Raw genomic sequence first — 22,528 nt, 5'->3', positions numbered from 1 at the left:
GCCTCAAGGATGAGCGGTGCCCCCAATTTTGTCGTCGGTCGCCGTAGCGCCCGCCAACAAAATCGGCTCCCCCACTCCCCGCCCCGGCGGCCGCTTCGCGGTCCCTGACCCGCTCGTCGAGAAGCGATAGGCCCGCTTCGTCATTGAAGCGAAGGAGACGAAGATGCGTACCAAGAACCACCTGGATATCGACCAGATGATCGCAGAGGTAGAGGACAACCTCTACAGCTGCGACGCACCCGAAATCGAGCGGTACTGGAGCAAGGTCGTGCTCGACAAGCTGATTGGCGAGCGTGCCGAGGCAATCGCCGAACTGCGGGCGAGCCCCGACTGGGACGAGCTTCCCTTCTAGGGAAGCAGTCCCATCCTTCGCGTGCGGGAGCGGATCGGCGGTCCCGCACGTTTCGGCCCTTGATGATGCTCACGCGTGCCGGACGAGACAGCCGGATCGACCGGCCGTCTCATCGCAAGGGGATGCCCCTCGCGCACCCCGCCGGCTGATCGCCGGAGACGGCGCGGCCCTTCGGGCCGCGGGCTCTTCTTCTGACTTCCCATTCTACGCCAGCCCACCGGGCCTCAAGGACGGCGCGGCAACGCTGATTTTCCGCCACCGCCTGTTGGGCGACGCCGGAAAATCAGCGTTGCCGCTTGCATGCCGCGTTCCGCGGTCCTTGACCCCCGCCGGGCAACAACGTCGACACCTTTCGTCAATCGAAAGGAGACATATCATGATGACGTTCAACGCACTCACACTCGTTCCGACCATCGCCGCCTTTCGCACCGAAGTCGTCGCGAACCGAGCGGCATGCAAGAGCGCGTTCGCGCGCGACCTGCATGACACGCTGGTCACGAAGCTCGACGAGGTTGCTGCGGCGCTTCTTGAGGAAATGGAGACGGAGAAGCAGTTTGCCGCTGACAAGGGCACCTGGGCGGGAGATTTCCTTTACGAGATCTACCATGTCTGCACACACTTCGAACGCCGATGGATCAAGTCGGGCTCGATCTCCATCCTCGACGAAATCAGCGAGAAGGTCGTCATCGAGGACGACGTTTGCGAGGTGGATCTCGACTACACCATCGTTCCGGCGGCTGACCAGGAGGGCCTCTTCGATATTCTCGACCGCATCCGCCAGCAAACCGGCATCCGGTTCGTCGCGGCTCGCGTCTGAACAAGAAGAAGGGAGGCGTTCACGCCTCCCTTCAACTCTCACTGCGCGCGACACGCTACGGACCGGTCGCGCCGTTGTTGTCTGGATCCTTTTGCGGGACTAGACTCTCTCGTAAGCAAGAGTTCGCCCGTCCAAGGAGCCAGCCATGTCCATGGAGCCTAAAGCCACCGAGACCGGCGCGACGAAGCGCAGCGCCGCTTCGCGCGCGCTGCGCTTCGTCGTTCGGCTCCCGTTCGTGATTGTCGTCGCCATGGTGGCGGCAACGCTCCATGCCGCGTGGTACATTGCCTTCGCCGTCCTTTCCGCGCTGCGCCCGGTCGTCAACGTGATGATCCTCGGCGGCATGGTGATGCTGTTGCTTGCCTTCGCAGCCTTCGTCAAACCGGAGGCTTCGCCCGGAATGCCCCCTTGGGCCATCCTTCTGATGGCCATCGGCTCGATCGCCTTCGCCATGGGCTATTCCAGGTTCGTCGACTGGATCACGCCGCCGGGCGAGACCGACCCGGCCGAACGCTATCGCCGTACCGATCCATAACGCGCCGCGCGCGTCCGCATCGGTCCCTTGCTGCAATCAGCGATGACGCTTGGCGAACCGGTTGGGCTTTGCTGCCTTGTTCATATCCTTCCGCCGGAAGTACATCGCCCGCCCGCAGCGGATCGGGCTATGGCCTTGCACGATGATGATCTGCTCATCCTTTCGCATGGTCTGGGTCACTTCATGAGGCAGGAGCAACGGTCGCGCTTGATAGGTGATGTTCTCCGATTTTCGCGGTGAGCCGTTCTTCGTGGCGAAGCTGACGTCGCGCGAATCTCCCTTGACCTCTACCGTCATCACACCGCACAGCGCCGAGACGTTCTTGGCCGTCTCCATCGACTTGATCGCCGAGTAGCTTGCAAAGGCGCATCCGTCGATCCACGACGTCGCGCCGTCTCTGCCGAAATGCCGCTCCAGCTGCCCGACCGACTGGTAGAGCAGCATCATGGTGATGCCGTGCTTGCGACCGCGGTCGCGCGCCTCTTCGAGCGCGCGCATGTAGCCGAGCAGATCCACCTCATCCAGCATGAACAGCGCCCGCCGCCTGAAGCCGCCATCGGCTTGCACCATCGCCTTGATCAGCGCGCCGATGATCACCCGGCCGATACCCGGATAGGATTGCAGAATGTCGCCGGGCAAGTTCAGGAAAATGTCCTTCTCTCCGCTGACGAGATCGCTCGACTTGAACGCATTGCCGCAGACGAGCGCGGCGTAGCCTTCGAGCGACAGCCATTGCGTATCCTTCGACGCGGTCGAATAGACGCCGCTGAACGTCTGTTCGGTCATGTTGGTGAAGACGCCCAGCGTTTCACGGATGAAGGCGGATGCGGAATGTTCCTGAATATCGCGCAGCATGGCGAGCACGGACGGCTCCGGTTCGGAAACGATCTGCCGAAGGCTGCGCAGGTTTCGCCGTCCCTCGTATTCCGGCGAAAGCATCACATGGGCGAGGAGGCCCGTCAGGAGATTGTGCGCCTGGTTCTGGAAATAGGAGCCGGTCGATGTATCGATGCGCACGCTTTCCGACAGCAGCATGTGCGCGATGCCGACTATGTCCTCTTCCTTCTTCAGCGAGGTCTCGATGACGTCGAGGACGTTGAAGCCCATGACGGGGTTCATCGGGTCGAGCACCATCACCTCGCGCCCGAGCGCGCGGGTGCGGTGCTCGACGACCATCGGCGCGATCTCCGTGGAGGGATCGAGGCAGATCAAGGGACCGCTGTAGAGCAACGTCGTCGGTATGACGTTGCTCGTGGTCTTGAATCCCCCCGAGCCCGAAAAGAACAGCATATGGGTGGAGTCGAAGTTCAGCTTGTAGGTGAGGAGCGGCGCGGTTCCGCCTTTTCCCCATGTCGAGCGATCATAGGGATCGAAGGGTACGTCCCGGACGATATCCTTGTCGACCCGGTAGCGCTCACCGACGACGATCTCGCCGTCAGGCGGAAAGAGCTTTCCTGCCGCCGCCATCGGAAGCCAGTTTGCGTCCCCGAAGATTCCGCGCTTGGCGCGCTTCACCGGTTCGGGCACGACCGTCGAGATGCGCGCGGCGACCGCGACGGCGATAAAGCCGGCGACGGCCGCTCCGATGGCTATCCTGTCGAGAAACGAAAGCGCTCCGTCCCATGACACCGCTCCGTTCTCCACGAACGGAGAAAGCCGCGCGAATTCCCGCAGCCCGTAGAACCCGGCGACGAGCAGAAAGCTGAGAAGGCTCGCCACGGCGATCGGTCTCCGCAGATGCAGCGGCAGCGCCCAGACGGTGAGAAGCCCGGCAAGCGGCCCGAGCAGAAGCGCCGGCAATGGCGCGGCCCGCAGGAACCAGTACGCCGTTTTGCCCGACATGCCGACTGCAAGCGCCGGCCAGCGCCAGCCGGCAACATAGAAGGCGAATGCCGTGACGGCGATCGGCACCAGAACCAGCAGCAGGCTCGGATGCGGTTTGGTCAGCGTCGTCATTCAGCCGCCTCCACCATGCCGCCACCCATGCCGTCGAGCGCCGGTGCCCTGAATGCCTCTTCGCCGATATCGCGCAGCCGCCGGTGCTCCGATGTTCCTGGCCTGATCGTCGCGAGTTCGAGCAATCCGCCGAGGAGGAAGGCCCGGTCGATCTTCGACAGACCTGCCCGCACGACGATGCCGCCGAGCATGAATTTTTCGCGGGCTTCCTTCTTCCGCTCAGCCGTCATGAGAAACCTCCGTCGCCGCTCCAGTGCCGCCATCTGCCGATCCACGCGACGCAGCAGATGCGCCAGCAGGCCTTTTCTTTTTCCCTTCCCGAAATCGCGCGGCGATCTCCTCGAAGATGCGATCGACCTCCTCGTCGGCGATCTCCATCTCAGCCAGGCCCGACTTCGTCGCCGCACGGGCGAACCGATCCGCCGATTTAACTATCAAAAGTTTTCTACGTTCGCGAAGTCTCTCGATCTGCGTATCAATATCAACAATCGAGGATTTTCCGGCCATATCGCTATCCTTTCCGCGTGAACAATCATCATTTGGATGATTATACTGACTAGAAAACGATAGTAAAATAAGCTACCGTGTGCAAGTCCCCAAAACGTCGATGCCGGAATTCCGGCTTGGGCCGTTTTCCGGAAAAGCGGCATCGGACCTGCGGTCCGATCGATTTGAGGGCGCAATATACGTCGCTGGCGCGACGTGCTTGGAAGGTTAGGAGACGGCAGTGGCGATCATGTTCGTCAGGGCGCAGGTGATAGGACGGGGGGCAGGGCGAAGCATCGTCTCCGCAGCCGCCTATCGTCACCGCGCCCGGATGATGGACGACCAGGCCGGAACGTCCTTCAGCTACCGTGGCGGCGCTCGCGAACTGGTGCATGAGGAGCTGGCGCTGCCGGACCAGATCCCTGGGTGGCTGAAGACCGCTGTCGAGGGGAAGACGGTGGCGGCGGCGAGCGAGGCGCTCTGGAACGCCGTCGACGTCTTCGAGACGCGGGCCGACGCACAGCTTGCCCGGGAGTTGATCATTGCGCTGCCGGAGGAATTGACGCGGGCGGAGAACATCGCCCTGGTCCGCGAGTTCGTGGGGGACAATTTTACCTCGAAAGGCATGATTGCCGACTGGGTCTATCACGACAAGGATGGCAATCCGCATATCCATCTGATGACGGCGCTCCGGCCGCTGACGGAAGAGGGATTCGGGCCGAAGAAGGTGGCGGTGCTCGGCGACGACGGCGAGCCGCTGCGCGTCGTCACGCCCGACCGGCCGAACGGCAAGATCGTCTACAAGATCTGGGCCGGCGACAAGGAGACGATGAAGGCATGGAAGATCGGCTGGGCGGAAACGGCCAATCGGCATCTTGCACTTGCCGGCCATGACATCCGCCTCGACGGCCGCTCCTATGCCGAGCAGGGGCTCGATGGCATTGCCCAGAAGCACCTTGGCCCGGAGAAAGCGGCGCTCGCCCGCAAGGGCGCCGAGATGTATTTCGCGCCGGCCGATCTGGCGCGGCGGCAGGACATGGCCGACCGGCTGCTTGCGGAACCGGAGCTTCTGCTGAAGCAGCTCGCCAACGAACGCTCCACCTTCGACGAGAAGGACATCGCCAAGGCGCTGCATCGCTATGTCGACGATCCCGCCGACTTTGCCAATATCCGGGCGCGGCTGATGGCCTCGGACGATCTCATCACATTGAAGCCGCAGCGGATCGATGCGCAGACCGGAAAGGCGTCGGAGCCTGCGGTCTTCACCACGCGCGAGATCCTGCGCATCGAATATGACATGGCGCAGTCGGCCGAGGTTCTGTCGAAGCGTACCGGCTTTGGCGTCGCCGCTGAAAAGGTTTCCGCCACGGTACGACAGGTCGAAACGGCCGATCCGGAAAAGGCGTTCAAGCTGGACATGGAACAGGTTGCCGCCGTCCGTCATGTCACCGGCGACAATGCGATCGCGGCCGTCGTCGGTCTTGCCGGCGCCGGGAAGTCGACCCTGCTTGCCTCCGCCCGGGTAGCCTGGGAAGGGGAGGAACGGCAGGTCTTTGGCGCGGCATTGTCCGGCAAGGCGGCCGAAGGGCTGGAAGACAGTTCCGGCATCAAGTCGCGTACCCTCGCGTCGTGGGAGCTTGCGTGGCAAGGCGGGCGCGATCTTCTGGAGCGTGGCAACGTCTTCGTCATCGATGAGGCCGGCATGGTCTCCTCACAGCAGATGGCACGGGTCCTCAAGGCGGTCGAGGACGCCGGCGCGAAAGCCGTTCTGGTCGGTGACGCCATGCAGCTCCAGCCGATCCAGGCGGGCGCGGCGTTTCGCGCGATCAGCGACCGGATCGGCTTTGCGGAACTTGCCGGTGTGCGCCGCCAGCGTCAGGATTGGGCGCGCGAGGCGTCGTATCTGTTCGCCCGTGGCGAGGTGGAAAAAGGTCTCGACGTCTATGCCGCGCACGATCAGATTGTCGAGGCCGAGACGCGCGACGAGATCATCGGCCGCATGGTTGCTGATTGGACGGACGCGCGCCGTGCGCTTGTCGAACAATTCGCCGTGACAGGATATGCGCCTCACCTTCGCGGCGACGAGATGCTTGTGCTTGCCCATACCAACGACGACGTCCGCGCCTTGAACGAGTCCCTGCGCAAGGTCATGATCGACGACGGCGCGCTCACCGGCGCGCGTGACTTCCGCACCGCGCGCGGGGTCCGCGAGTTTGCCGCCGGCGACCGTATCATCTTCCTCGAAAATGCCCGGTTCCTTGAGCCTCGCGCGCCCGGCCTTGGCCCGCAGTATGTGAAGAACGGCATGCTCGGCACGGTCGTTGCCACCGGCGATGAACGCGGCGGGCCGCTGCTTTCGGTGCGTCTCGACAATGGCCGCGACGTCGTGATCAGCGAGGCTAGCTATAACAATGTCGATCACGGCTATGCCGCGACGATTCACAAGTCCCAGGGTGCGACGGTCGACCGGACCTTCGTGCTCGCCACCGGCATGATGGACCAGCATCTGACCTATGTCGCGATGACCCGCCATCGCGACAATGCCGTCCTTTACGCGGCCCGGGAGGATTTCGAGGCGAAGCCGGAATGGGGCTGGGCGCGCGCCGATCATGCCGCCGGTGTCACCGGCGAGCTTGTGGAGACTGGGGAAACGAAATTTCGCCCCGAGGACAAGGACGCCAAGGATAGTCCCTATGCCGACGTGAAGACCGATGACGGAACCGTGCATCGGCTCTGGGGCGTCAGTCTGCCTAAGGCCTTGGAGGCGGGAGGCGTTTCCAGGGGCGATACCGTATTGCTCCGCAAGGATGATGTAGAAACCGTCAAGGTGAAGGTGTCCGTCGTCGACGAGGAGACCGGCGAGGAGCGAACCGAGGAACGTGAAGTCGAACGCAATGTCTGGTCGGCGAAGCAGGTGGAAGCCGCCGATGTGCGTCAGGAGCGGATCGAGCGCGAAAGCCATCGGCCGGAATTGTTCAAGCAGATGGTCGAGCGTCTCGGCCGTTCGGGCGCGAAGACCACGACGCTCGATTTCGAGAGCGAGGAAGGCTACCAGGCGCATGCCAGCGATTTCGCCCGGCGGCGTGGTATCGACTTGGCTGCCGAGGTCGCGGCCGGGATGGAGGAGGGGGCTTCCCGGCGGCTGGCGTGGATCGCGGAAAGGCGAGGGCAGGTGGCGCGGCTCTGGGAGCGGGCGAGCATCGCGCTTGGCTTTGCGATCGAGCGCGAACGCAGCATCGCCTATAATGAGGAGCGGGCGGAAACGATTGCGGCCGACATCCCTGTCGGATATCACCTAATCCCGCCGACGACCGCATTTGCTCGCAGCATTGAGGAGGATGCGCGCCGTGCGCAGCTTTCCTCCGACCGTTGGAAGGAGCGGGAGGCGATCCTGCAGCCGGTGCTTGAGAAGGTCTATCGCGATCCGGACATGGCGCTGGCCCGGCTGAACGCGCTCGCTTCGGATTCTTCGACCGAGCCGCGCAGGCTTGCCGACGATCTCGCCTCGGCGCCGAACCGGCTCGGCCGACTGCACGGATCCGATCTCATGGTCGACGGCCGGGCGGCACGCGATGAGCGCGCCTCGGCGATGGCGGCCCTTGATGACCTCCTGCCTCTGGCGCGCGCGCATGCGACGGAATTCCGCAGAAATGAAGATCGCTTCCAGGATCGCGAGAAGAAGCGCCGGGCCTATATGTCCCTGTCGATCCCGGCGGTCTCGAAACGCACGATGACCCGTCTTGTCGAAATCGAGGCGGTGCGCAAGAACGGCGGAGACGACGCCTACAAGACCGCGTTCTCCTTTGCCGTCGAGGATCGGGAGGTCGTGCAGGAGGTGAAGGCGGTGAGCGACGCAGTGAGCGCGCGCTTCGGCTGGAGCGCCTTCACCGCGGAGGCCGATGCGATTGCCGAGCGCAATATCGCCGAGCGCATGCCGGGCGACCTTCCCGATGAGCGCCGCGAAAAGCTGGTGCGCCTGTTCGAGGTGGTGAGGCGCTTCACCGACGAGCAGCATCTTGCAGAAAAACAGGACAGGTCGAAGATCGTCGCCGGTGCGAGCGTGGAACCCGGCAAGGAAACAATCCCGCGGTTGCCGATGCTCGCTGCCGTGACGGAGTTCAAGACGCCGGTGGATGACGAGGCTCGCGCACGGGCGCTCGGTGTTCCACATTATAGCCATCACCGCGCAGCGCTCGCCGAAACGGCCGGGCGCATCTGGCGCGATCCCGCCGGCTCCGTCGCCAAGATCGAAGAACTGATCGGCAAGGACTTTTCCGGTGAACGGATCGCCGCTGCCGTCAGCAACGATCCGGCGGCCTATGGCGCGCTCCGCGGCTCCGATCGTCTCATGGACAAGCTGCTCGCGGTCGGCCGCGAACGCAAGGAAGCGCTTCAGGCCGTGCCGGACGCGGCGGCGAAGATCCGCTCTCTGGCTACATCCTGGTCAACAGCCCTCGACGCCGAGCGCAAGGCAGTCACCGAAGAGCGCGGCCGCATGGCGGTGTCGATCCCGGCGCTCTCGGAGAAGGCGGAGGAGGTGCTGAAGCGTTTGACCGCCGAGGCGAAGAAGAAGGACCGCAAGCGCGAGAAGGCCGCCGTCCCGGTCCCGGCGGAGATCTGGCAGGAGTTCGCATATGTCAGCAGGGCGCTCGACCAGCGGTTCGGCCGCGACGCGATCCTGCGCGGCGAGAAGGACGTCGTCAATCGCGTCCCGCCGGCGCAGCGCCGCGCCTTCGCCGCAATGCGCGAACGGCTGAAGGTGCTGCAGCAGACTGTCCGCACGGGCGCCAGTCAGGAGATCATGTCCGAACGCCGCCGGCGCACTATCAATCGCGGCCGCGGCGTCAGCTGGTGAGAGTTTTGAAGGAAGCAAAAGGAGCAAGTCATGACCGAGCAGGAAATCCAGTACGACGCGATCGTCCGAACCGAGGTCGCCATCGAGATCCTCAACCAGGCCCGGGCTATCGTCACGGCCCGCATCTACGATCTCGAGGACCGGGAGCCGGTCGCGGCCGAAGATCTGCGCACTCGCCGCCGGGCGCTTCTCGATCTTCAGCACAGCCTTTCCCCCAAAAACCTGCCGGCCGTTGAGGACGCCATCGCGGTCTGGGGACCACGCGTGAAGGACGAAGTCCGGTTCTGGGCGGAGTTCTGATCATGGCGGAGGAGGCGACCGGCCTGCTCTCGCCGGAACGGAACGAGAGCATTTTTCGAAACGACATCGTGCGCGACTATCTGCCTGACGGATTGCGCAGGGCGGACCGGCCGCGGCTGATCCTGCTCGGCGGACAGCCGGGCGCCGGAAAGACCGCGGGGCTGACGGCGAGCGAGACCGAGCTCGCCGCGTCGGGGCCGACGATCCGCATTGTCGGCGACGATCTCCGATCCTATCATCCGCGCTTTCTCGCCTACCAGCAGCAGGATCCGGAGACGGCTTCGCAGTTCACGCAGCTCGACGCCGGGCGCTGGACGGAGAAGCTGCTGTCCGAGGCGACGGGGCGCAAGGTCAATGTCGTCTTCGAGACGACCATGCGTACGCCGGAGAATGCCGCGCGCGTGATCCGGATGTCGCGGGATGCCGGCTACGAAGTCGAGGTGCGCGCCGTCGCCGTCAACCCGCGCCTCAGCTGGCAGGGCACGCACCACCGGTTCGAGGAAATGCTGCATGCCGGTGAGGCGGCGCGCATCCCGCCGCAGCACGTCCACGACGCCGCGGTGGACGGGCTTCGCGTCAGCCTGGAGAAGCTCGAAAGCGAGCGTCTGGTCGATCGGGTGCAGGTCCGTACACGAGGCGGCATGATCCTCTACGACAACGAGTTCCGCGACGGTCAGTGGGCGCACGCTCCGGGTGGCCGGGTTGCCCTCGAACGCGAGCAGTCGCGACCAATGTCGCGAGGCGAGCTTCAAAGGTTCACCGACGACTGGAATCATGTCCTGGCGCGCATGGATGAGCGCCGGGCTCCGGAGGAGCGGGTCACCGCTGTGGAAGTGCGTGCTGCCGACGATGTCGTGCAATTGCTGGCCCGGCGGCGTGAAGCCGATGGCGAACAGGGGCAGCGGCGCGGCCGTACGATCCTCCAGGATTCCGCCGACGGCTATCGCCTGTTCGTCGAGCTTTACGACAATGCGGTGCGCGATGCGGAGCGCCGGCCGATCGGAAACGTCGAGAAGCATGCTGTCGGGCGGCTGGCGCAGAGCTATTTGGCGCTGCGCCTGGTCGAGGCGGCGAGCAACATCGACCTGCTTCCTGACGACGGGAGACTGGTCGCGGCGCGGGCGTCCGTGCAGGACAAGCAGGCATCGCGGGAGTTTCCGGCAGCCCACCCCTTGCCGGCTGATCTCGTTGTCGAAAGGGCGGACGGCTCACGCCGTCGCTTGACGGAGCATTTCGGAGTCGAGCTCAATCGGATCGCGATCGACCGCGAGGTCTTCGGCCCGACGGACCGAATGTCGCGTCTGGCCAACGTCGCGGATTCCTGGATTGAAGCCGCCGGCATGCGCAGAACCCTTGCGCGCGCCGCGGAAGCTATCGCTGAGGGCCTGGTCACACCCAATGAAGCAATGACCCATATCGTCGAACCCGGATATGCGGCGGCAATCGCCGAGGCGCGGCGAAAACTGGATCGGAACATGACGATCGTCGAGCGTGCCGCGATCGCGACCGCTGTGGTTGATGGGGCCGGAGAACCTTTCCGGCCGAAACGGGATGATCTCAGGCTCGGCACGAAAGATATCGCCAATCGCTCACGGGCGTTGGCGATGATGGAGGCGGTCCTGGCTGAGACGGCGCGGCATGATCGCCTCGATGACGACCGGCGAAAAACATTGACCGCCTTCGTGGCGGGAATTGCCGAGAATGAGCGGAGGCTGGGCCTCGGTCGGGATGTCGCGCCGGTTCGACGCGGAGCGCTCATCCCGCCTCGCCAATTGCCGGACCTGACGGAAGGCGAAATCGATGGGCGCTTGCAAAATTCCAGCCGGCTGGCGGGAAAGCGCGCCGAGATCGAGAACCTGTCGCGGATCGTCTTCGGCAACAGTCAGGCGGTGTCGTCATCAGTGCTGAGCATCAGCGATGCCCGGAGCGGCGCGGCCGCCGGCAACGATGTCCGCGAGGGCCGTCTCGGAGAAATGGCCGGGGAGGGGAAAGCGTGGTTGCGCGGCCAAAGTCCCGCGCGACAGGCTGCCGAAGCCCACGCGCCGCAGCTCGCGGCCGCGCTGGCCGATTACGGGCATGCGGTGGATTTCGAGCGGCACCAGATCGTGACCCAGCATCGCGAAACTCAGGCGCGGCAACGGGTGGAAATCCCGGCGCCGTCGGCGAAGCTGACGGAAGTGTTGAGGAGTGAAGGTCACGATCAGATCCGCCGACTGAACAGCGAACCCACCCTTCGTCGCGAGTTCGAGACCATCGCGCTCGCTGTCAACAGGCGGCTTTCGCCGTCTGACAAGGTCGATCTGAAGGCGGGCGACATCGCTCGACTCGCATCGTCGCTCGGAGTAACCCGTGACCAGGCTGCTTCGCTACGGCAGGTCCATGAGCAGTCGCGCGCCCTGCAGGAAAGGAACCTCCGGCAGAACCGCGAGCTTGCGCGCGGAAATCAGCTTGGAGTCCGTCGGTGAGCGCAGGTGATCCGGGTAAGCCGAGGATCCTTCGCCCACTCCGCACTATTGCCCGAGATCTCTGGCGGACGTTCCGAACACTCGGAACGGTACGTGTCCCGCGGGCTGCCATTCGACTTCTTTGGCCTGGACAGTGGCAACGGCCGCGAGCTGGCCCTGCAAGAGCATTCGCACGCCGCAGAACATGACCAGGTCTTGTCCTTCGACGCGCATCTGAAGACCTGTATCCGCCGGTCGAAGGATCGCGCGGGCGTCCTCGAAGGTGAGGAGTTTGTCGGAGCCGGCGACGTCGATCGACAGGCAATGGCCGCAGCATTTCGTGCAGAGCTTTTCGGCAACGCATCGGGCATGCGCAACCGGCACGAAGGCTTCGGCGACATGTTTGTACATGGCAGCGACTCCAGGGGTTCGAGACGTTCCGGCCGAGCGGTGCTTGGCCTCGGCCGGACGAGGGCAGTTCATGCCGATATCCGCGCCGGCTCCGGGATGGCTCGGGCTGGAAACGCCGGCCGACGGTAAAGCCGGTCGCTGACCTTGAGTTTCTCCCGCATGGCGACGAGCACGCGGTTTGAAACCTCAAACGCGCCGCAGCAGACTGGGAAGCGGCCGTATCCATCGGATCGGCCGAGTTCGTCGAGTTCCGCCCCGGCCTTCTGATACACCCGCTTCATATGCGGCTCATAATTGGAGACCATCGTGTGGATGCCGCTGTCCAGCGCGACCTCGCAGAGCGCCAGAAGCAGAAGGCAAAACGCGCGATCCGGACGTATGTCGGGTGCGATCGCCTCCTCGTCGATGCACATCCTGGTGCCTTCCCAGATGCCTGGCGCCATGAGATCGCAGGCATCGGGGAATGTGCCCCTGAACACGTCATAGAGCAGGGTCGGACCCGTGGTCGGCATCAGGCGAACCGAACCGAAGAGCCGTTTCTTCTCCTCGTCGCACCACAACAGATAGGCCGGTTGCAGATCGTCGTAGCGGTCTCGCTCGCGCAGGCCGGATACGGAGACGTCCCAGCCCAGCTGATCCGCGAAGACCTTTTTTCTCAGCCTGAACGACTGGTCGAGCAGATCGCGGTGCTTGTGGTACTCGTGAGCCTGAACAAGAACATACATCGGTGCCTCCATAGGTTGATGGAGGTCATCATGCGGATCAAATCACGTGCGATAAATTCCCCAGATGGATACCCTCAGCTGGGGGTATTGCCAAAGGGATAAATCAGCCGAAGCTGGATCGCTCGGGCGACCGCGTAGGTGATCGAGCCGCCACCGAGCTTGTTGCGAGCGGACTTAAGGTAGGCTCGCGTGGTATGCTCCGACAGCTTCAGCAGGACGGCGATGTCGCCGCTGTCCTTGCCGAGAGCCCTCCAATGCAGGCACTCGAGTTCGCGTGCCGAAAGCTGTGGTATGGGATCGTGCTGTCCATAGAGCTCGAAGATCGCTTTGTGATGGATCAGGAATGCAAGCTCCAGCCATTCCTCCCGATAGTGCGCGACGGTTTCGCTCCATTCGTCGCCCGCCTGCCGCGAGTTCAGTGAGAGTAGCGCTCGTCGCGACTTGTCGACGATCGGGATCGAGTAGCCGTTGGCGCCAACGCCATGATCTTGCGCATCGAGTAGGAATTCGTGCGCGGCAGATGGAATCTCGACTTCGCGCCAATCGAACGGCAACTGCCGGACGAGTCCTTCGCGGAGAACAGGGTCGATCCTGACGTAGTCACGCAGGAGATAGCGGGAAACCCAGCCATCGCGATAGGTGGTGCGCACGTAGGGCGTGTCCACAATATCCACAATCGTGAGCGCGAGATGATATGTTGAGAAGTCCACCCCGTATGCGAGCTGGAATATTTGAAGTGCGTCTTGAACGCTTTCAGCGTCCTGGACCTCAAGTGTAATCCTCTCAAACCGAGAAGGTCTTTTTGAATTCATTTGGCTGCTCCAAGGGTGTGGGCCACCGTTCGGCCCGATGTCAGTCGCGTTCCTCCACTATTATGTGTGGTTATGATATAACTGTAAGGGCTATTTAGTAATGCGACAGTTGGGCCAGTTAGAGATGCGACAGTCTCGCCTTTCGACGCACTGGTCAAAGCTAACGTTGGGAGCAAGGATGACGATCTTCAGCCTGGTTGAGACCATGAGCGGTCGGAGTCGTCATGTCCTTTATGATCACCATGTCGCAGAAAGAGTTGCATCGCCTCGACATCATCCAGAAGATCCGTGACGAACGCCTGAGCGTCGTCGAGGCTGCCGAACGGCTCGGCCTAAGTCGAAGCCAGGTCCATCGGCTGCTGCAGGCCTATGACCGGGATGGTCCGGCTGGCGTTGTTTCCAAGAAGCGATCACGGCCGAGCAATCGGCGCCACAGCGAGGAGTTTCGCAATGCGGCGCTGGATCTGATCCGCGAACGCTATCTGGATTTCGGTCCGACGCTGGCGCGTGAGAAGCTGATCGAGCTGCACCGGATCTCTGTGGCTAAGGAGACGCTACGGCAATGGATGACCGAGGCTGGTATCTGGGTCTCACGTAGAGAACGCAAGAAACGGGTTTTCCAGCCACGCGGCCGACGTGATTGCTTTGGCGAACTGGTGCAGATCGATGGCTCGCATCACTGGTGGTTCGAGAACCGTGGGCCCAAATGCGCCCTACTCGTCTATATCGATGACGCGACCGGCAAGCTGCTGCATCTACGGTTTGCCGGATCGGAGAACACATTCGACTATCTGCGCGCGACCAAGGCATATCTGCAGCAATGGGGCAAACCACTGGCCTTCTACAGCGACAAGCACGGCGTCTTTCGTTCGACCCATGCGTCGCAGAAGGACCGGACGAGCGGCCTGACACAATTCGGCCGGGCGCTTTATGAGCTGAACATCGACATCATCTGTGCCAACACCCCGCAGGCCAAGGGCCGTGTGGAACGTGCCAACCAGACATTGCAGGATCGGCTGGTCAAGGAGATGCGGCTTCGCGGCATCGACACGATCGAGGAAGCCAACGCGTATGCGCCTGAGTTCATTTTAGATTTCAACGCGCGTTTCGGCAAGGAACCGCGCAATCCGAAGGACATGCACCGGCAGTTGGCCGGTCACGAGAACCTTGATGGCGTCATGTGCCGCAAGGAAGTTCGCACGCTGTCGCAGGCTTTGACGCTGCGCTACGACAAGGTGCTGTTCATTCTCGATCCGACCGACGTTTCCAGGCCTCTGGCCGGCCAAAAGGTGATTGTTTGCGATTATCCGGACGGTCGCCTCGAGATCATGCACGAGAGTTTTGCCCTACCCTACAGAACCTTTGACAAGCTGCGGTCGGTCCATCGCCCGGAAGTCGTCGAGAACAAGCGTCTGGACGACATGCTGTCGATCGTCGCCGAGATGCAGGCTGGACGAGAACAGCAACGGAGCAAAAGCGGCCCTCGCCGCACCGGGCAGACGGATCATATGTTCGGCATTCGCGACGGCAGCACGGCGAACGGCTATCAGAAGCGTGGCCGTAAGCCGAGGACAGATTACATGAACGATCCGGCGGTGATTGCACGGCGAGAGAAAGCGTTATTGAGGCAACCAGCGGCGGAATAAGATTGTCAGTGCACGCCGATGTCGCTTTGCGTATCTGATTCCAGCTGCAGGCAGGCGGACCAAAGCGGCGTCTTGTGGAAGGCTCCGTCTTGAAGAAGCGTGAGCCCTTCTCGCGCCTCATAAAGCAGGCCCAGCCAGCACAGGCGCCGCAGGACACCATATTGGAGATCGGATTTTAGCTCCCAGGCTTCCAGTGTCATTTCGGTCTCAGATAGGGGCTCGAAGTCTGGGTGGAGGATCTTCACAAGCTCCAATGGCGTGCACCCTTCTCTGGCCTTGATATTGAGAAGGTTGAGGAACATGCGCCACCAGCGTAACCGCGCTTGGACCTCCTCCTTGCGCTCCGTGGCGTGGATATAGGAATAGAGATAATCCGTGGCGACGAGATCGAAGAAGCCTTGCGGGTTCACCAGGAACTCCCGGCCGCGTCTGGTTGGCAGCAGCACATCCTTTTTCCGGCGAAGAAGCTTCAGATGACGGGTCATGTCGCGCACGACCCAGAGCGGTGGCATGTCGCGCTCATTGAGCACCTTGTTCATGCTGTAGAGATCCTCAGCTGTGAACCCTGGCCAGAGAAAGTGCACAGCGGCCCAATGCACGAACTTGCGGTTCATGGCGCCGGTGGCTGTTAATCCGATGCCACCCTCACCGTCAGCATAGGCAACGGAAAGAAGCATACCTCGAAGAAGTGGTGACAGCGCGGCGACATCGACTTCACGCTGCAATTTGATTTCCGGAAGCATCGTGTGGCTTTGACCCCTACCTGCCCCACGCAGGTGCAAAAGAGTATCAGGCGGCGACGGAACAATTGCTACTGAGAAAGCTAAAGCAGGAAGGTGTCCCTCACCCGCCCCCGCTCCTTCCTTGCAACCCGGACCAGCCGGTCGGATCGGGGGCTGATCGTCAGAGCCAGACGAGATGCCGAGTGTCGCATTTCTAACTGGCTGGCGACGTCGCACCTCTATTCAGCTTTGACAATAACATATCGCATAAGATGCCTTATGGAACTTGGAGCGGCCGGGCTTTTTCGCCGCGTCCTCCAGTCAGCGGTCTCCGTAGCCGCGTATGTGTGCTTTGGAATTTGCTTCCAAGCTAACTGGTCGCATCAGCCGGATCGATCATGGCGACAAACTAAGTAGCGGCCCTGATTGAATAAACGTGAGCAAACCGCCCGGGCACGTGTGCCCGGACGGCCGCCTTTTCCCCTGGGAGGAGGAACTTATTTAATGTATCCAGCGCGCGTCATTTCGCGCACGGTCGCAGCCTGCGCCTGTGCAAGCGCATCATCAACAGAGGACTGCCCTGCGATGACCGCCGAGAACAGCTGGCCGACGGTCGTGCCGATGCCCTGGAACTCGGGGATCGCGACGAACTGGCCACCGATATAGGAGACCGGCTGAACCGAGGGCTTCGTCATGTCCGCGGCGTTCATCGCTGAAAGCGTCAGCTCTGCGAATGGCGCAGCCTTCAGGTATTCCGGGTTCTTGTAGAGCGAGGTGCGCGTGCCCGGAGGAACATTTGCCCAACCCTCCTTGGAGGCGACCAGCTCCGTATACTGCTTGCTCGTCGCCCAGGCGATGAACTTCTGCGCGATTTCAGCCTTCTGCGAACTCGCGGGGACAGCCAGGCTCCAGGCCCAGAGCCAGTTGCCGTGATTATTGATTCCCTGCTTGGTGGGGAAGAGGGCGTAGCCGACCTTGTCGGCAACCGTCGATTCCTTCGGATTCGAGACGAAGGATGCCGCAACAGTGGCGTCGATCCACATCCCGCACTTGCCCTGCTGGAAGAGTGCGAGGTTTTCATTGAAGCCGTTCGAGGATGCGCCGACCGGGCCGGCATCCTTCATCAGGTCTGCGTAGAACTGAAGCGTTTCCTTCCACTCCGGCTTGTCGAACTGGGGCTGCCAGTTTTCGTCGAACCAGCGACCGCCGAAGGTGTTCGTCATCGTGGTCAGCAGGGCCATGTTTTCACCCCAGCCGGCCTTGCCGCGCAGGCAGATGCCGTTCACGCCCGTTGAGCGGTCGGTCATCTTGCGGGCAGCATCGGCGATGAATTCCCAGGTCGGGGCTTCCGGCATCTTGAGCCCGGCCTTTTCGAACATGTCTGTGCGGTACATGATCATGGCGGACTCGCCGTAGAACGGAGCCGCGTAAAGCTTCCCGTCCAGGGACAACGCGCTGCGAACGCCGGGGAGCAAATCGTCGATATCATAGTCGGCGCCGAGTTTGTCGAGCGGCAGGATCCAACCCTGCTTGGCCCAGATCGGCACCTCATAAGTGCCGATGTTCATGACGTCGTACTGGCCGCCCTCGGTGGCGATGTCGGTGGTCAGGCGCTCGCGAAGAACTCCCTCCTCCAACGTGACCCAGTTGAGCTGGATATCCGGGTTGTTCTTCGTGAATTCCTCGGACAGCTGCTGCATACGCGTCAGGTCTCCGGTGTTGACCGTCGCGATCGTCAGCGATTCAGCGTGTGCAGCCACCGAGAACATGGCCGCAACGCAGCCACCAAGCATCAGACTCAAGCGCTTCATTCAGACTTCCTCCCTTTCGCCGCCGACCGGCACAATGCCCCCGAGTGCGGCTCCACAAAAACATAAGGGACTATGTCTTACGTTGTCAATCATGTTTTATCACTCTCTACTTTTGTCCTGCGTACAAGGCTTGAATGGCGTGCTCTCAGTGATGACTACGTTGACATGTCAAATTACGAGTTTTACCAATGAACGCTGGTGTCTGCATAGAGACCAAGGGAGGCTTTAAAAGGAAATGGCTGCCGTGAGCATCCACGAAGTTGGCGTACTCGCGGGAAGCCAGCCATTGAAAGGCGAAGGCGCCTTCAATCAAATCAACCGGACACGAATGCCACTATGGTAGGAACCTTCAAATCTGCTGACCGGCGTTTGAGGCGGCTAACCCCATCGAAGATTCACGGTGGTTGGCAGTGTAATCGATCGACGAATGGTGCCATTCGTAACGGATCACGATAAGACTACTTGGCGAATAGGCGGGAAAGTTCGAGGACGATGACGGGACGGGTCAACAAAAAAGAAAGGGCCACGATTGCGAAACCCTTGCAGCGGGCCACAATGCGCGATGTTGCAGCGCTGGCGGATGTCAGCATCAAAACTGTTTCGCGGGTTATCAACGGTGAGAGATACATTTCCGAAACGATCTCACTGCGCGTAAACGAGGCGATTCAGCGCCTCAACTACCGACACAATCTCGCCGCGAGCCAGCTGCGAGCCGGAGCCAATTCCTCCGCTGTCGGCGTTATCCTTGTTGATATTTCCAACCCTTTCTCCGCGGCTGTTCACCGCGCCGTTGAGGATGTTTTTCGAGAAACTGGCGTCGCCGTATTCCTCGCATCGACGGACGAGGAGTCCGATCGGGAAAGGGCCGCAGTCCACGCTTTTTCCAAGCGACGTGTTGATGGCCTCGTGATCATGCCGGCGAGTCACGACCAGGGCTATCTTCGCACGGAGATGGCAGCAGGAACGCATGTCGTCATCATCGACCGGCCTCCGGCATTTCTGAATGTCGATTCGGTGGTCTCCGAAAATCGGAAAGGCGCGAAGATCGGCGTCGATCATCTTATCCGCCATGGCCATCGGCGTATCGGATTCATCGGCGATTGGCCGACAGTCGCCTCTTCTCAGTTGCGACTAGCAGGATACGAGGACGCCGCAGCCGGCGCAAACATCGAACTGGACCCAGGGATCATCCTGCAGGGTTTTCCCGACGCGGTCGCTGTCCAAAGCGCAACAGAGAGGATGTTGGCGGCGGATCCCGCAATCACGGCGCTGTTTGTCGCGCAGAATGCGCTTTGCGCACCGGCGATGCGCGCTGTTTTCGCCCTGGGCAAGCGCAAGCAGATCGCAATCGTTGGCTTCGATGGCTTCGATGGTGCCGACCTGATCGAACCCGGCCTCACCGTGATCGCGCAGGACCCCGCCTTGATTGGAAAGACTGCGGCGGAGCTTCTCCTGAAGCGCATGAATGGCGAAACCCCGGAGCCATCCGCACAAATGCTCAGCACGCATCTGATCATTCGCGGGTCGGGCGAGATTCGGGGTCCGTTCTTCGAAGAACGGTAGTCCGTCCGACGCCAAAGCCACAACAACCAATCCTCCGATAAGGAACGACCAAGACGACCCTAATCGGAGGATTTCCTTCTGGAGCGCGCCCGGTGCGATATTGCAGTGACGCGCCAAACTAGCCGCTAGCGAATTGCCAGCCCGTCCCGATCGAAGCGATGGATATGGTCGGGATCGGGTGTCAAGTACACGACGTCGCCATGCCTGATCTCGATGTTGCCGGGCGCACGCACTGTCACATTGCCGGCCTGCTCCGTGTGAACATAGACGAAGGTGTCGGCTCCAAGATGTTCCGCGACTCCGACAGAACCCCTCCATGCGCCCTCGGTATTGGAGATCGCAATATGTTCGGGGCGGACGCCGATCGTCTGCGCATTGAACGGGACGGCTATATTGCCGGTGATGAGGTTCATCTTCGGCGAGCCGATAAACCCGGCGACAAAGAGGTTGTTCGGCCGATGGTAGAGTTCCATAGGGGACCCGACCTGTTCGATATTGCCGGCATTGAGCACAACGATCTTGTCCGCCATGGTCATGGCCTCGACCTGGTCGTGCGTGACATAGATCATCGTCGTTTTCAGCTGGTGATGCAGTTCGCTGATTTCCAGCCGCATGGTGCCGCGCAGCGCAGCGTCAAGATTCGACAACGGCTCGTCGAAGAGAAAAGCGGATGGTTCGCGCACGATCGCCCGACCGATGGCGACACGCTGGCGCTGGCCGCCCGACAGTTGGCCCGGTCGGCGCTCGAGATAGTTGGTGAGGTTAAGGACGCGCGCAGCGTCGGCGACCTTCTTGTCTATCGCCGCCTGCGACATCTTCGCCATCTTCAGGGGGAAGGCGATGTTCTTGGCGACGCTCATGTGCGGATAGAGTGCGTAGGACTGAAAGACCATTGCGAGCCCGCGCTTGGCAGGCGCGGCCGCGGTCACATCCTTGCCGTCGATCTCGATGGCCCCGCTCGTGGTATCCTCGAGGCCCGCTATGAGACGCAGAAGCGTGGATTTACCACAGCCGGACGGGCCAACGAAGACGACGAACTCGCCGTCCTCTATGGTGAGATCGATGCCCGGAATGACCTGCGTTGCGCCGAAGGACTTGTTGACTTTCTTGAGAACGATATTGCCCATGGGTTTCCTCCACCGATTTTCGTTTACTTCACGGCGCCGAAGGTCAGGCCGCGGACAAGCTGTTTTTGGCTGAACCACCCCATTATCAGGATGGGGGCGATGGCGAGCGTCGAAGCCGCTGAAAGCTTCGCCCAGAAGAGACCCTGCGGGCTGGAGAACGAGGCAATGAACGTGGTCAGCGGCGCAGCGTTCGTCGTGGTCAAACGGAGCGTCCAGAATGCTTCGTTCCACGCCAGGATGATGTTCAGCAACATCGTGGACGCGATCCCCGGAACCGCCATGGGGGTTAGGACATAGACCACCTCGCCCCAAAGCGTCGCCCCGTCCATGCGGGCCGCTTCCAGGATCTCGCCGGGGATCTCCCGGAAATAGGTGTAGAGCATCCAGATGACGATCGGCAGGTTGATCATCGTCAACATCACCGTGAGCCCTACCCGGCTATCGAGCAGGCCCAAATCCCGGAACATCAGATAGAACGGCACCAGCACCGCAACGGCAGGCATCATCTTCGTGGACAGCATCCACATCAGGATATCCTTCGTCCTGTTCGACGGCGCGAACGCCATCGACCAGGCTGCCGGCACACCGATCAGCAGAGCAATTAGGGTTGAGCCGAGTGACAGTACCACCGAGTTCAGGAAGAACTTGAAGTAACCGCTCTGGGCCTCCACCGCGGCGTAGCTCTCGAGCGTGCCCGAGGGGATGAGGTTGAAGCCGGTGATGGCTTCCGATTCCGACTTGAAGCTGGTGATGATGGTATAGAGGATCGGGAAAAAGATGATGAGTGCCACGATCCACGCGATGACGGTGACCACGGCCACCTTCTTCTTGGAAACTGCTCGAGCCATGATCGTTCCTCCTACTTGTCGAGATTTTTGCCAACAGCGCGCATCAGGAAGAAGGCGACGATGTTGGCGAGGATTACAGCGATAATACCGCCTGCGGATGCGCCACCGACATCATAACCGAGGAGCGCGGTGCGATAGATCAGGAATGGCAGATTGGTCGAGGCGTAACCCGGCCCGCCGTTGGTCGTGACCAGGATCTCCGCATAAACACCCAGCAGGAAGATGGTCTGGATCAGGATCACCACGGTGACGGAGCGAGCGAGATGGGGAACGGTTAGATAGAAGAACCGATTGAGCGCGCCAGCTCCATCCATCTCGGCCGCTTCCTTCTGTTCGGTATCCAACGATTGAAGGGCGGTCAGCAGGATCAGCGTGGAGAACGGCAGCCACTGCCATGCCACGATGATCACGATCGACAGGAGTGGGTATTGTGCAAACCAGTCGACCGGCTGCAACCCCAAGGCGCGATTGATGTCGGCGAGGACCCCATATCCAGGGTGCATGATCATGTTCTTCCAGACGAGCGCCGCAACGGGCGGCATCACGAAGAACGGAGAGATTACAAGGATACGAACGAGCCCCTGCCCCACGATTGGCTGATCGATCAGCAGCGCGAGCGCGATGCCTCCCGTCACGGTGATACAGAGCACGCCGAGAACAATAGCAAGCGTGTTCCAGATCGACTGGAAGAACGCCGGGTCGGTGTAGAAATACTTGTAATTGAACAAGCCCGCGAAGCTCACGTTGGCGGGGTTGAGAAGATTGTAGTTCTGAAACGAGAACCACAAGGTCATCACCAAGGGCACGATCATCCAGATCAAGAGCAGCCCTACGGACGGCGCCATCATCATGCGCGCCAGCATTCGCGTGTTTTGCGTAGCCATGTACCCCCCTAAATTTCGAGCTAGGTCGATCCTCATTGCGTCGGCGCGACGAGACACGGATATTCTGCGGAGAACAGGTCAGACCCGCCGACAAACGGCTCAAGAACCACGCTGCCGTACCAAAGCACGAACGACGCAGCCCACTTCCTCACATATGACCTGTCATCTCCCCAGGGCGACCGCTGCGTAGCGGCCCTCCGTCGAGCAGCGCGCCACTCGTCGCGTCCTCTATGA

At 61.6% G+C, this 22,528-nt stretch carries 19 protein-coding genes; 8 read left to right on the top strand and 11 right to left on the bottom strand.

Annotated elements, in window-relative coordinates; all coding sequences use genetic code 11:
- Window positions 1–163: 163 nt before the first annotated feature.
- The 3 genes from DSD28_RS21630 to DSD28_RS21620 all read left to right on the top strand — a co-directional run bounded on the left by DSD28_RS21630 (window position 164) and on the right by DSD28_RS21620 (window position 1,704).
- Complete coding sequence (locus tag DSD28_RS21630) at window positions 164–352, top strand: hypothetical protein (RefSeq protein WP_119258505.1); 189 nt, start codon at window positions 164–166, stop codon at window positions 350–352.
- Window positions 353–728: 376 nt separating this feature from the next.
- Window positions 729–1,169 carry a hypothetical protein gene (locus tag DSD28_RS21625; protein WP_119258504.1) on the top strand — a complete coding sequence of 147 codons (441 nt, stop codon included), beginning with the start codon at window positions 729–731 and terminating at the stop codon, window positions 1,167–1,169.
- A 145-nt stretch (window positions 1,170–1,314) separates the two neighbouring features.
- Window positions 1,315–1,704: a hypothetical protein gene (locus tag DSD28_RS21620; RefSeq protein WP_119258503.1), complete on the top strand. Its 390-nt coding sequence runs from the start codon at window positions 1,315–1,317 to the stop codon at window positions 1,702–1,704.
- 36 nt (window positions 1,705–1,740) lie between these two features.
- On the opposite strand, the gene traG is transcribed toward DSD28_RS21620, so the two are convergent.
- The 3 genes from traG to DSD28_RS21605 are packed head-to-tail and all read right to left on the bottom strand — an operon-like array spanning window position 1,741 to window position 4,167.
- Window positions 1,741–3,660, bottom strand: a complete 1,920-nt coding sequence (gene traG / locus DSD28_RS21615; RefSeq protein WP_119258502.1) for a Ti-type conjugative transfer system protein TraG — start codon at window positions 3,658–3,660, stop codon at window positions 1,741–1,743.
- Entirely contained in the window at window positions 3,657–3,890 is a 234-nt protein-coding gene (locus tag DSD28_RS21610) for a conjugal transfer protein TraD (RefSeq protein WP_119258501.1), read from the bottom strand. The genes traG and DSD28_RS21610 overlap by 4 nt, the downstream gene beginning before the upstream one ends.
- A complete protein-coding gene (locus DSD28_RS21605) occupies window positions 3,880–4,167 on the bottom strand; it encodes a TraC family protein (RefSeq protein WP_119258500.1) in 288 nt (95 codons plus the stop codon). The genes DSD28_RS21610 and DSD28_RS21605 overlap by 11 nt, the downstream gene beginning before the upstream one ends.
- A gap of 220 nt (window positions 4,168–4,387) precedes the next feature.
- Between DSD28_RS21605 and traA the strand changes: the two genes are divergently transcribed.
- The 3 genes from traA to DSD28_RS21590 are packed head-to-tail and all read left to right on the top strand — an operon-like array spanning window position 4,388 to window position 11,766.
- Window positions 4,388–9,001: a Ti-type conjugative transfer relaxase TraA gene (gene traA / locus DSD28_RS21600; protein ID WP_119258499.1), complete on the top strand. Its 4,614-nt coding sequence runs from the start codon at window positions 4,388–4,390 to the stop codon at window positions 8,999–9,001.
- Window positions 9,002–9,031: 30 nt separating this feature from the next.
- On the top strand, window positions 9,032–9,301 hold the full coding sequence (locus tag DSD28_RS21595; protein ID WP_119258498.1) for a hypothetical protein: 270 nt from the start codon (window positions 9,032–9,034) through the stop codon (window positions 9,299–9,301).
- Between the two features lie 2 nt (window positions 9,302–9,303).
- Window positions 9,304–11,766 (top strand): zeta toxin family protein, encoded by a 2,463-nt coding sequence (locus DSD28_RS21590; protein ID WP_119258497.1) that lies wholly within the window; start codon window positions 9,304–9,306, stop codon window positions 11,764–11,766.
- A 45-nt stretch (window positions 11,767–11,811) separates the two neighbouring features.
- Here DSD28_RS21590 and rctB read toward each other — a convergent pair whose 3' ends face one another.
- From rctB to DSD28_RS21575, 3 genes are all read right to left on the bottom strand, one after another.
- The gene (gene rctB / locus DSD28_RS21585; RefSeq protein WP_245424901.1) at window positions 11,812–12,156 is read right to left on the bottom strand and encodes an SMa0974 family conjugal transfer regulator; all 345 of its coding nucleotides are present in this window, start codon (window positions 12,154–12,156) and stop codon (window positions 11,812–11,814) included.
- Between the two features lie 68 nt (window positions 12,157–12,224).
- Window positions 12,225–12,881, bottom strand: a complete 657-nt coding sequence (locus DSD28_RS21580) for an acyl-homoserine-lactone synthase (RefSeq protein WP_119258496.1) — start codon at window positions 12,879–12,881, stop codon at window positions 12,225–12,227.
- Window positions 12,882–12,955: 74 nt separating this feature from the next.
- Window positions 12,956–13,693, bottom strand: coding sequence for a LuxR family transcriptional regulator (locus tag DSD28_RS21575; RefSeq protein WP_119258495.1), 738 nt, complete (start codon window positions 13,691–13,693; stop codon window positions 12,956–12,958).
- 224 nt (window positions 13,694–13,917) lie between these two features.
- Here DSD28_RS21575 and DSD28_RS21565 point away from each other — a divergent pair, with 224 nt between their 5' ends.
- Complete coding sequence (locus tag DSD28_RS21565; RefSeq protein WP_119258493.1) at window positions 13,918–15,339, top strand: ISNCY family transposase; 1,422 nt, start codon at window positions 13,918–13,920, stop codon at window positions 15,337–15,339.
- Between the two features lie 5 nt (window positions 15,340–15,344).
- Here the strand turns inward: DSD28_RS21565 and DSD28_RS21560 are convergent, their stop codons facing one another.
- Together DSD28_RS21560 and DSD28_RS21555 are read right to left on the bottom strand one after the other, a co-directional pair.
- On the bottom strand, window positions 15,345–16,082 hold the full coding sequence (locus tag DSD28_RS21560) for a hypothetical protein (protein WP_119258492.1): 738 nt from the start codon (window positions 16,080–16,082) through the stop codon (window positions 15,345–15,347).
- 476 nt (window positions 16,083–16,558) lie between these two features.
- Window positions 16,559–17,872, bottom strand: a complete 1,314-nt coding sequence (locus DSD28_RS21555; protein WP_119258491.1) for an ABC transporter substrate-binding protein — start codon at window positions 17,870–17,872, stop codon at window positions 16,559–16,561.
- Between the two features lie 492 nt (window positions 17,873–18,364).
- Here DSD28_RS21555 and DSD28_RS21550 point away from each other — a divergent pair, with 492 nt between their 5' ends.
- Window positions 18,365–19,435 (top strand): LacI family DNA-binding transcriptional regulator, encoded by a 1,071-nt coding sequence (locus DSD28_RS21550; protein WP_119258490.1) that lies wholly within the window; start codon window positions 18,365–18,367, stop codon window positions 19,433–19,435.
- 125 nt (window positions 19,436–19,560) lie between these two features.
- Here the strand turns inward: DSD28_RS21550 and DSD28_RS21545 are convergent, their stop codons facing one another.
- The 3 genes from DSD28_RS21545 to DSD28_RS21535 are packed head-to-tail and all read right to left on the bottom strand — an operon-like array spanning window position 19,561 to window position 22,294.
- Window positions 19,561–20,562, bottom strand: a complete 1,002-nt coding sequence (locus tag DSD28_RS21545; RefSeq protein ID WP_119258489.1) for an ABC transporter ATP-binding protein — start codon at window positions 20,560–20,562, stop codon at window positions 19,561–19,563.
- Between the two features lie 23 nt (window positions 20,563–20,585).
- Window positions 20,586–21,410, bottom strand: a complete 825-nt coding sequence (locus DSD28_RS21540) for a carbohydrate ABC transporter permease (protein WP_119258488.1) — start codon at window positions 21,408–21,410, stop codon at window positions 20,586–20,588.
- 11 nt (window positions 21,411–21,421) lie between these two features.
- Window positions 21,422–22,294 carry a carbohydrate ABC transporter permease gene (locus tag DSD28_RS21535; RefSeq protein WP_119258619.1) on the bottom strand — a complete coding sequence of 291 codons (873 nt, stop codon included), beginning with the start codon at window positions 22,292–22,294 and terminating at the stop codon, window positions 21,422–21,424.
- Window positions 22,295–22,528 lie beyond the last annotated feature (234 nt).

Origin of the sequence: Shinella zoogloeoides (assembly GCF_003574625.1) — a bacterium.
Classification (GTDB): domain Bacteria; phylum Pseudomonadota; class Alphaproteobacteria; order Rhizobiales; family Rhizobiaceae; genus Shinella; species Shinella zoogloeoides_A.
The sequence above is the reverse complement of the archived record's forward strand: the minus strand, read 5'-3'. Positions and strand labels throughout refer to the sequence as shown.

Excerpts from the sequence above, each read along its gene's own strand:
- DSD28_RS21630 (WP_119258505.1), top strand. The coding sequence starts at position 164 with ATGCGTACCAAGAACCACCTGGATATCGACCAGATGATCGCAGAGGTA.
- DSD28_RS21625 (WP_119258504.1), top strand. The coding sequence starts at position 729 with ATGATGACGTTCAACGCACTCACACTCGTTCCGACCATCGCCGCCTTT.
- DSD28_RS21620 (WP_119258503.1), top strand. The coding sequence starts at position 1,315 with ATGTCCATGGAGCCTAAAGCCACCGAGACCGGCGCGACGAAGCGCAGC.
- traG (WP_119258502.1), bottom strand. The coding sequence starts at position 3,660 with ATGACGACGCTGACCAAACCGCATCCGAGCCTGCTGCTGGTTCTGGTG.
- DSD28_RS21610 (WP_119258501.1), bottom strand. The coding sequence starts at position 3,890 with ATGACGGCTGAGCGGAAGAAGGAAGCCCGCGAAAAATTCATGCTCGGC.
- DSD28_RS21605 (WP_119258500.1), bottom strand. The coding sequence starts at position 4,167 with ATGGCCGGAAAATCCTCGATTGTTGATATTGATACGCAGATCGAGAGA.
- DSD28_RS21595 (WP_119258498.1), top strand. The coding sequence starts at position 9,032 with ATGACCGAGCAGGAAATCCAGTACGACGCGATCGTCCGAACCGAGGTC.
- DSD28_RS21590 (WP_119258497.1), top strand. The coding sequence starts at position 9,304 with ATGGCGGAGGAGGCGACCGGCCTGCTCTCGCCGGAACGGAACGAGAGC.
- rctB (WP_245424901.1), bottom strand. The coding sequence starts at position 12,156 with ATGTACAAACATGTCGCCGAAGCCTTCGTGCCGGTTGCGCATGCCCGA.
- DSD28_RS21580 (WP_119258496.1), bottom strand. The coding sequence starts at position 12,881 with ATGTATGTTCTTGTTCAGGCTCACGAGTACCACAAGCACCGCGATCTG.
- DSD28_RS21575 (WP_119258495.1), bottom strand. The coding sequence starts at position 13,693 with ATGAATTCAAAAAGACCTTCTCGGTTTGAGAGGATTACACTTGAGGTC.
- DSD28_RS21565 (WP_119258493.1), top strand. The coding sequence starts at position 13,918 with ATGTCCTTTATGATCACCATGTCGCAGAAAGAGTTGCATCGCCTCGAC.
- DSD28_RS21560 (WP_119258492.1), bottom strand. The coding sequence starts at position 16,082 with ATGCTTCCGGAAATCAAATTGCAGCGTGAAGTCGATGTCGCCGCGCTG.
- DSD28_RS21555 (WP_119258491.1), bottom strand. The coding sequence starts at position 17,872 with ATGAAGCGCTTGAGTCTGATGCTTGGTGGCTGCGTTGCGGCCATGTTC.
- DSD28_RS21550 (WP_119258490.1), top strand. The coding sequence starts at position 18,365 with ATGACGGGACGGGTCAACAAAAAAGAAAGGGCCACGATTGCGAAACCC.
- DSD28_RS21545 (WP_119258489.1), bottom strand. The coding sequence starts at position 20,562 with ATGGGCAATATCGTTCTCAAGAAAGTCAACAAGTCCTTCGGCGCAACG.
- DSD28_RS21540 (WP_119258488.1), bottom strand. The coding sequence starts at position 21,410 with ATGGCTCGAGCAGTTTCCAAGAAGAAGGTGGCCGTGGTCACCGTCATC.
- DSD28_RS21535 (WP_119258619.1), bottom strand. The coding sequence starts at position 22,294 with ATGGCTACGCAAAACACGCGAATGCTGGCGCGCATGATGATGGCGCCG.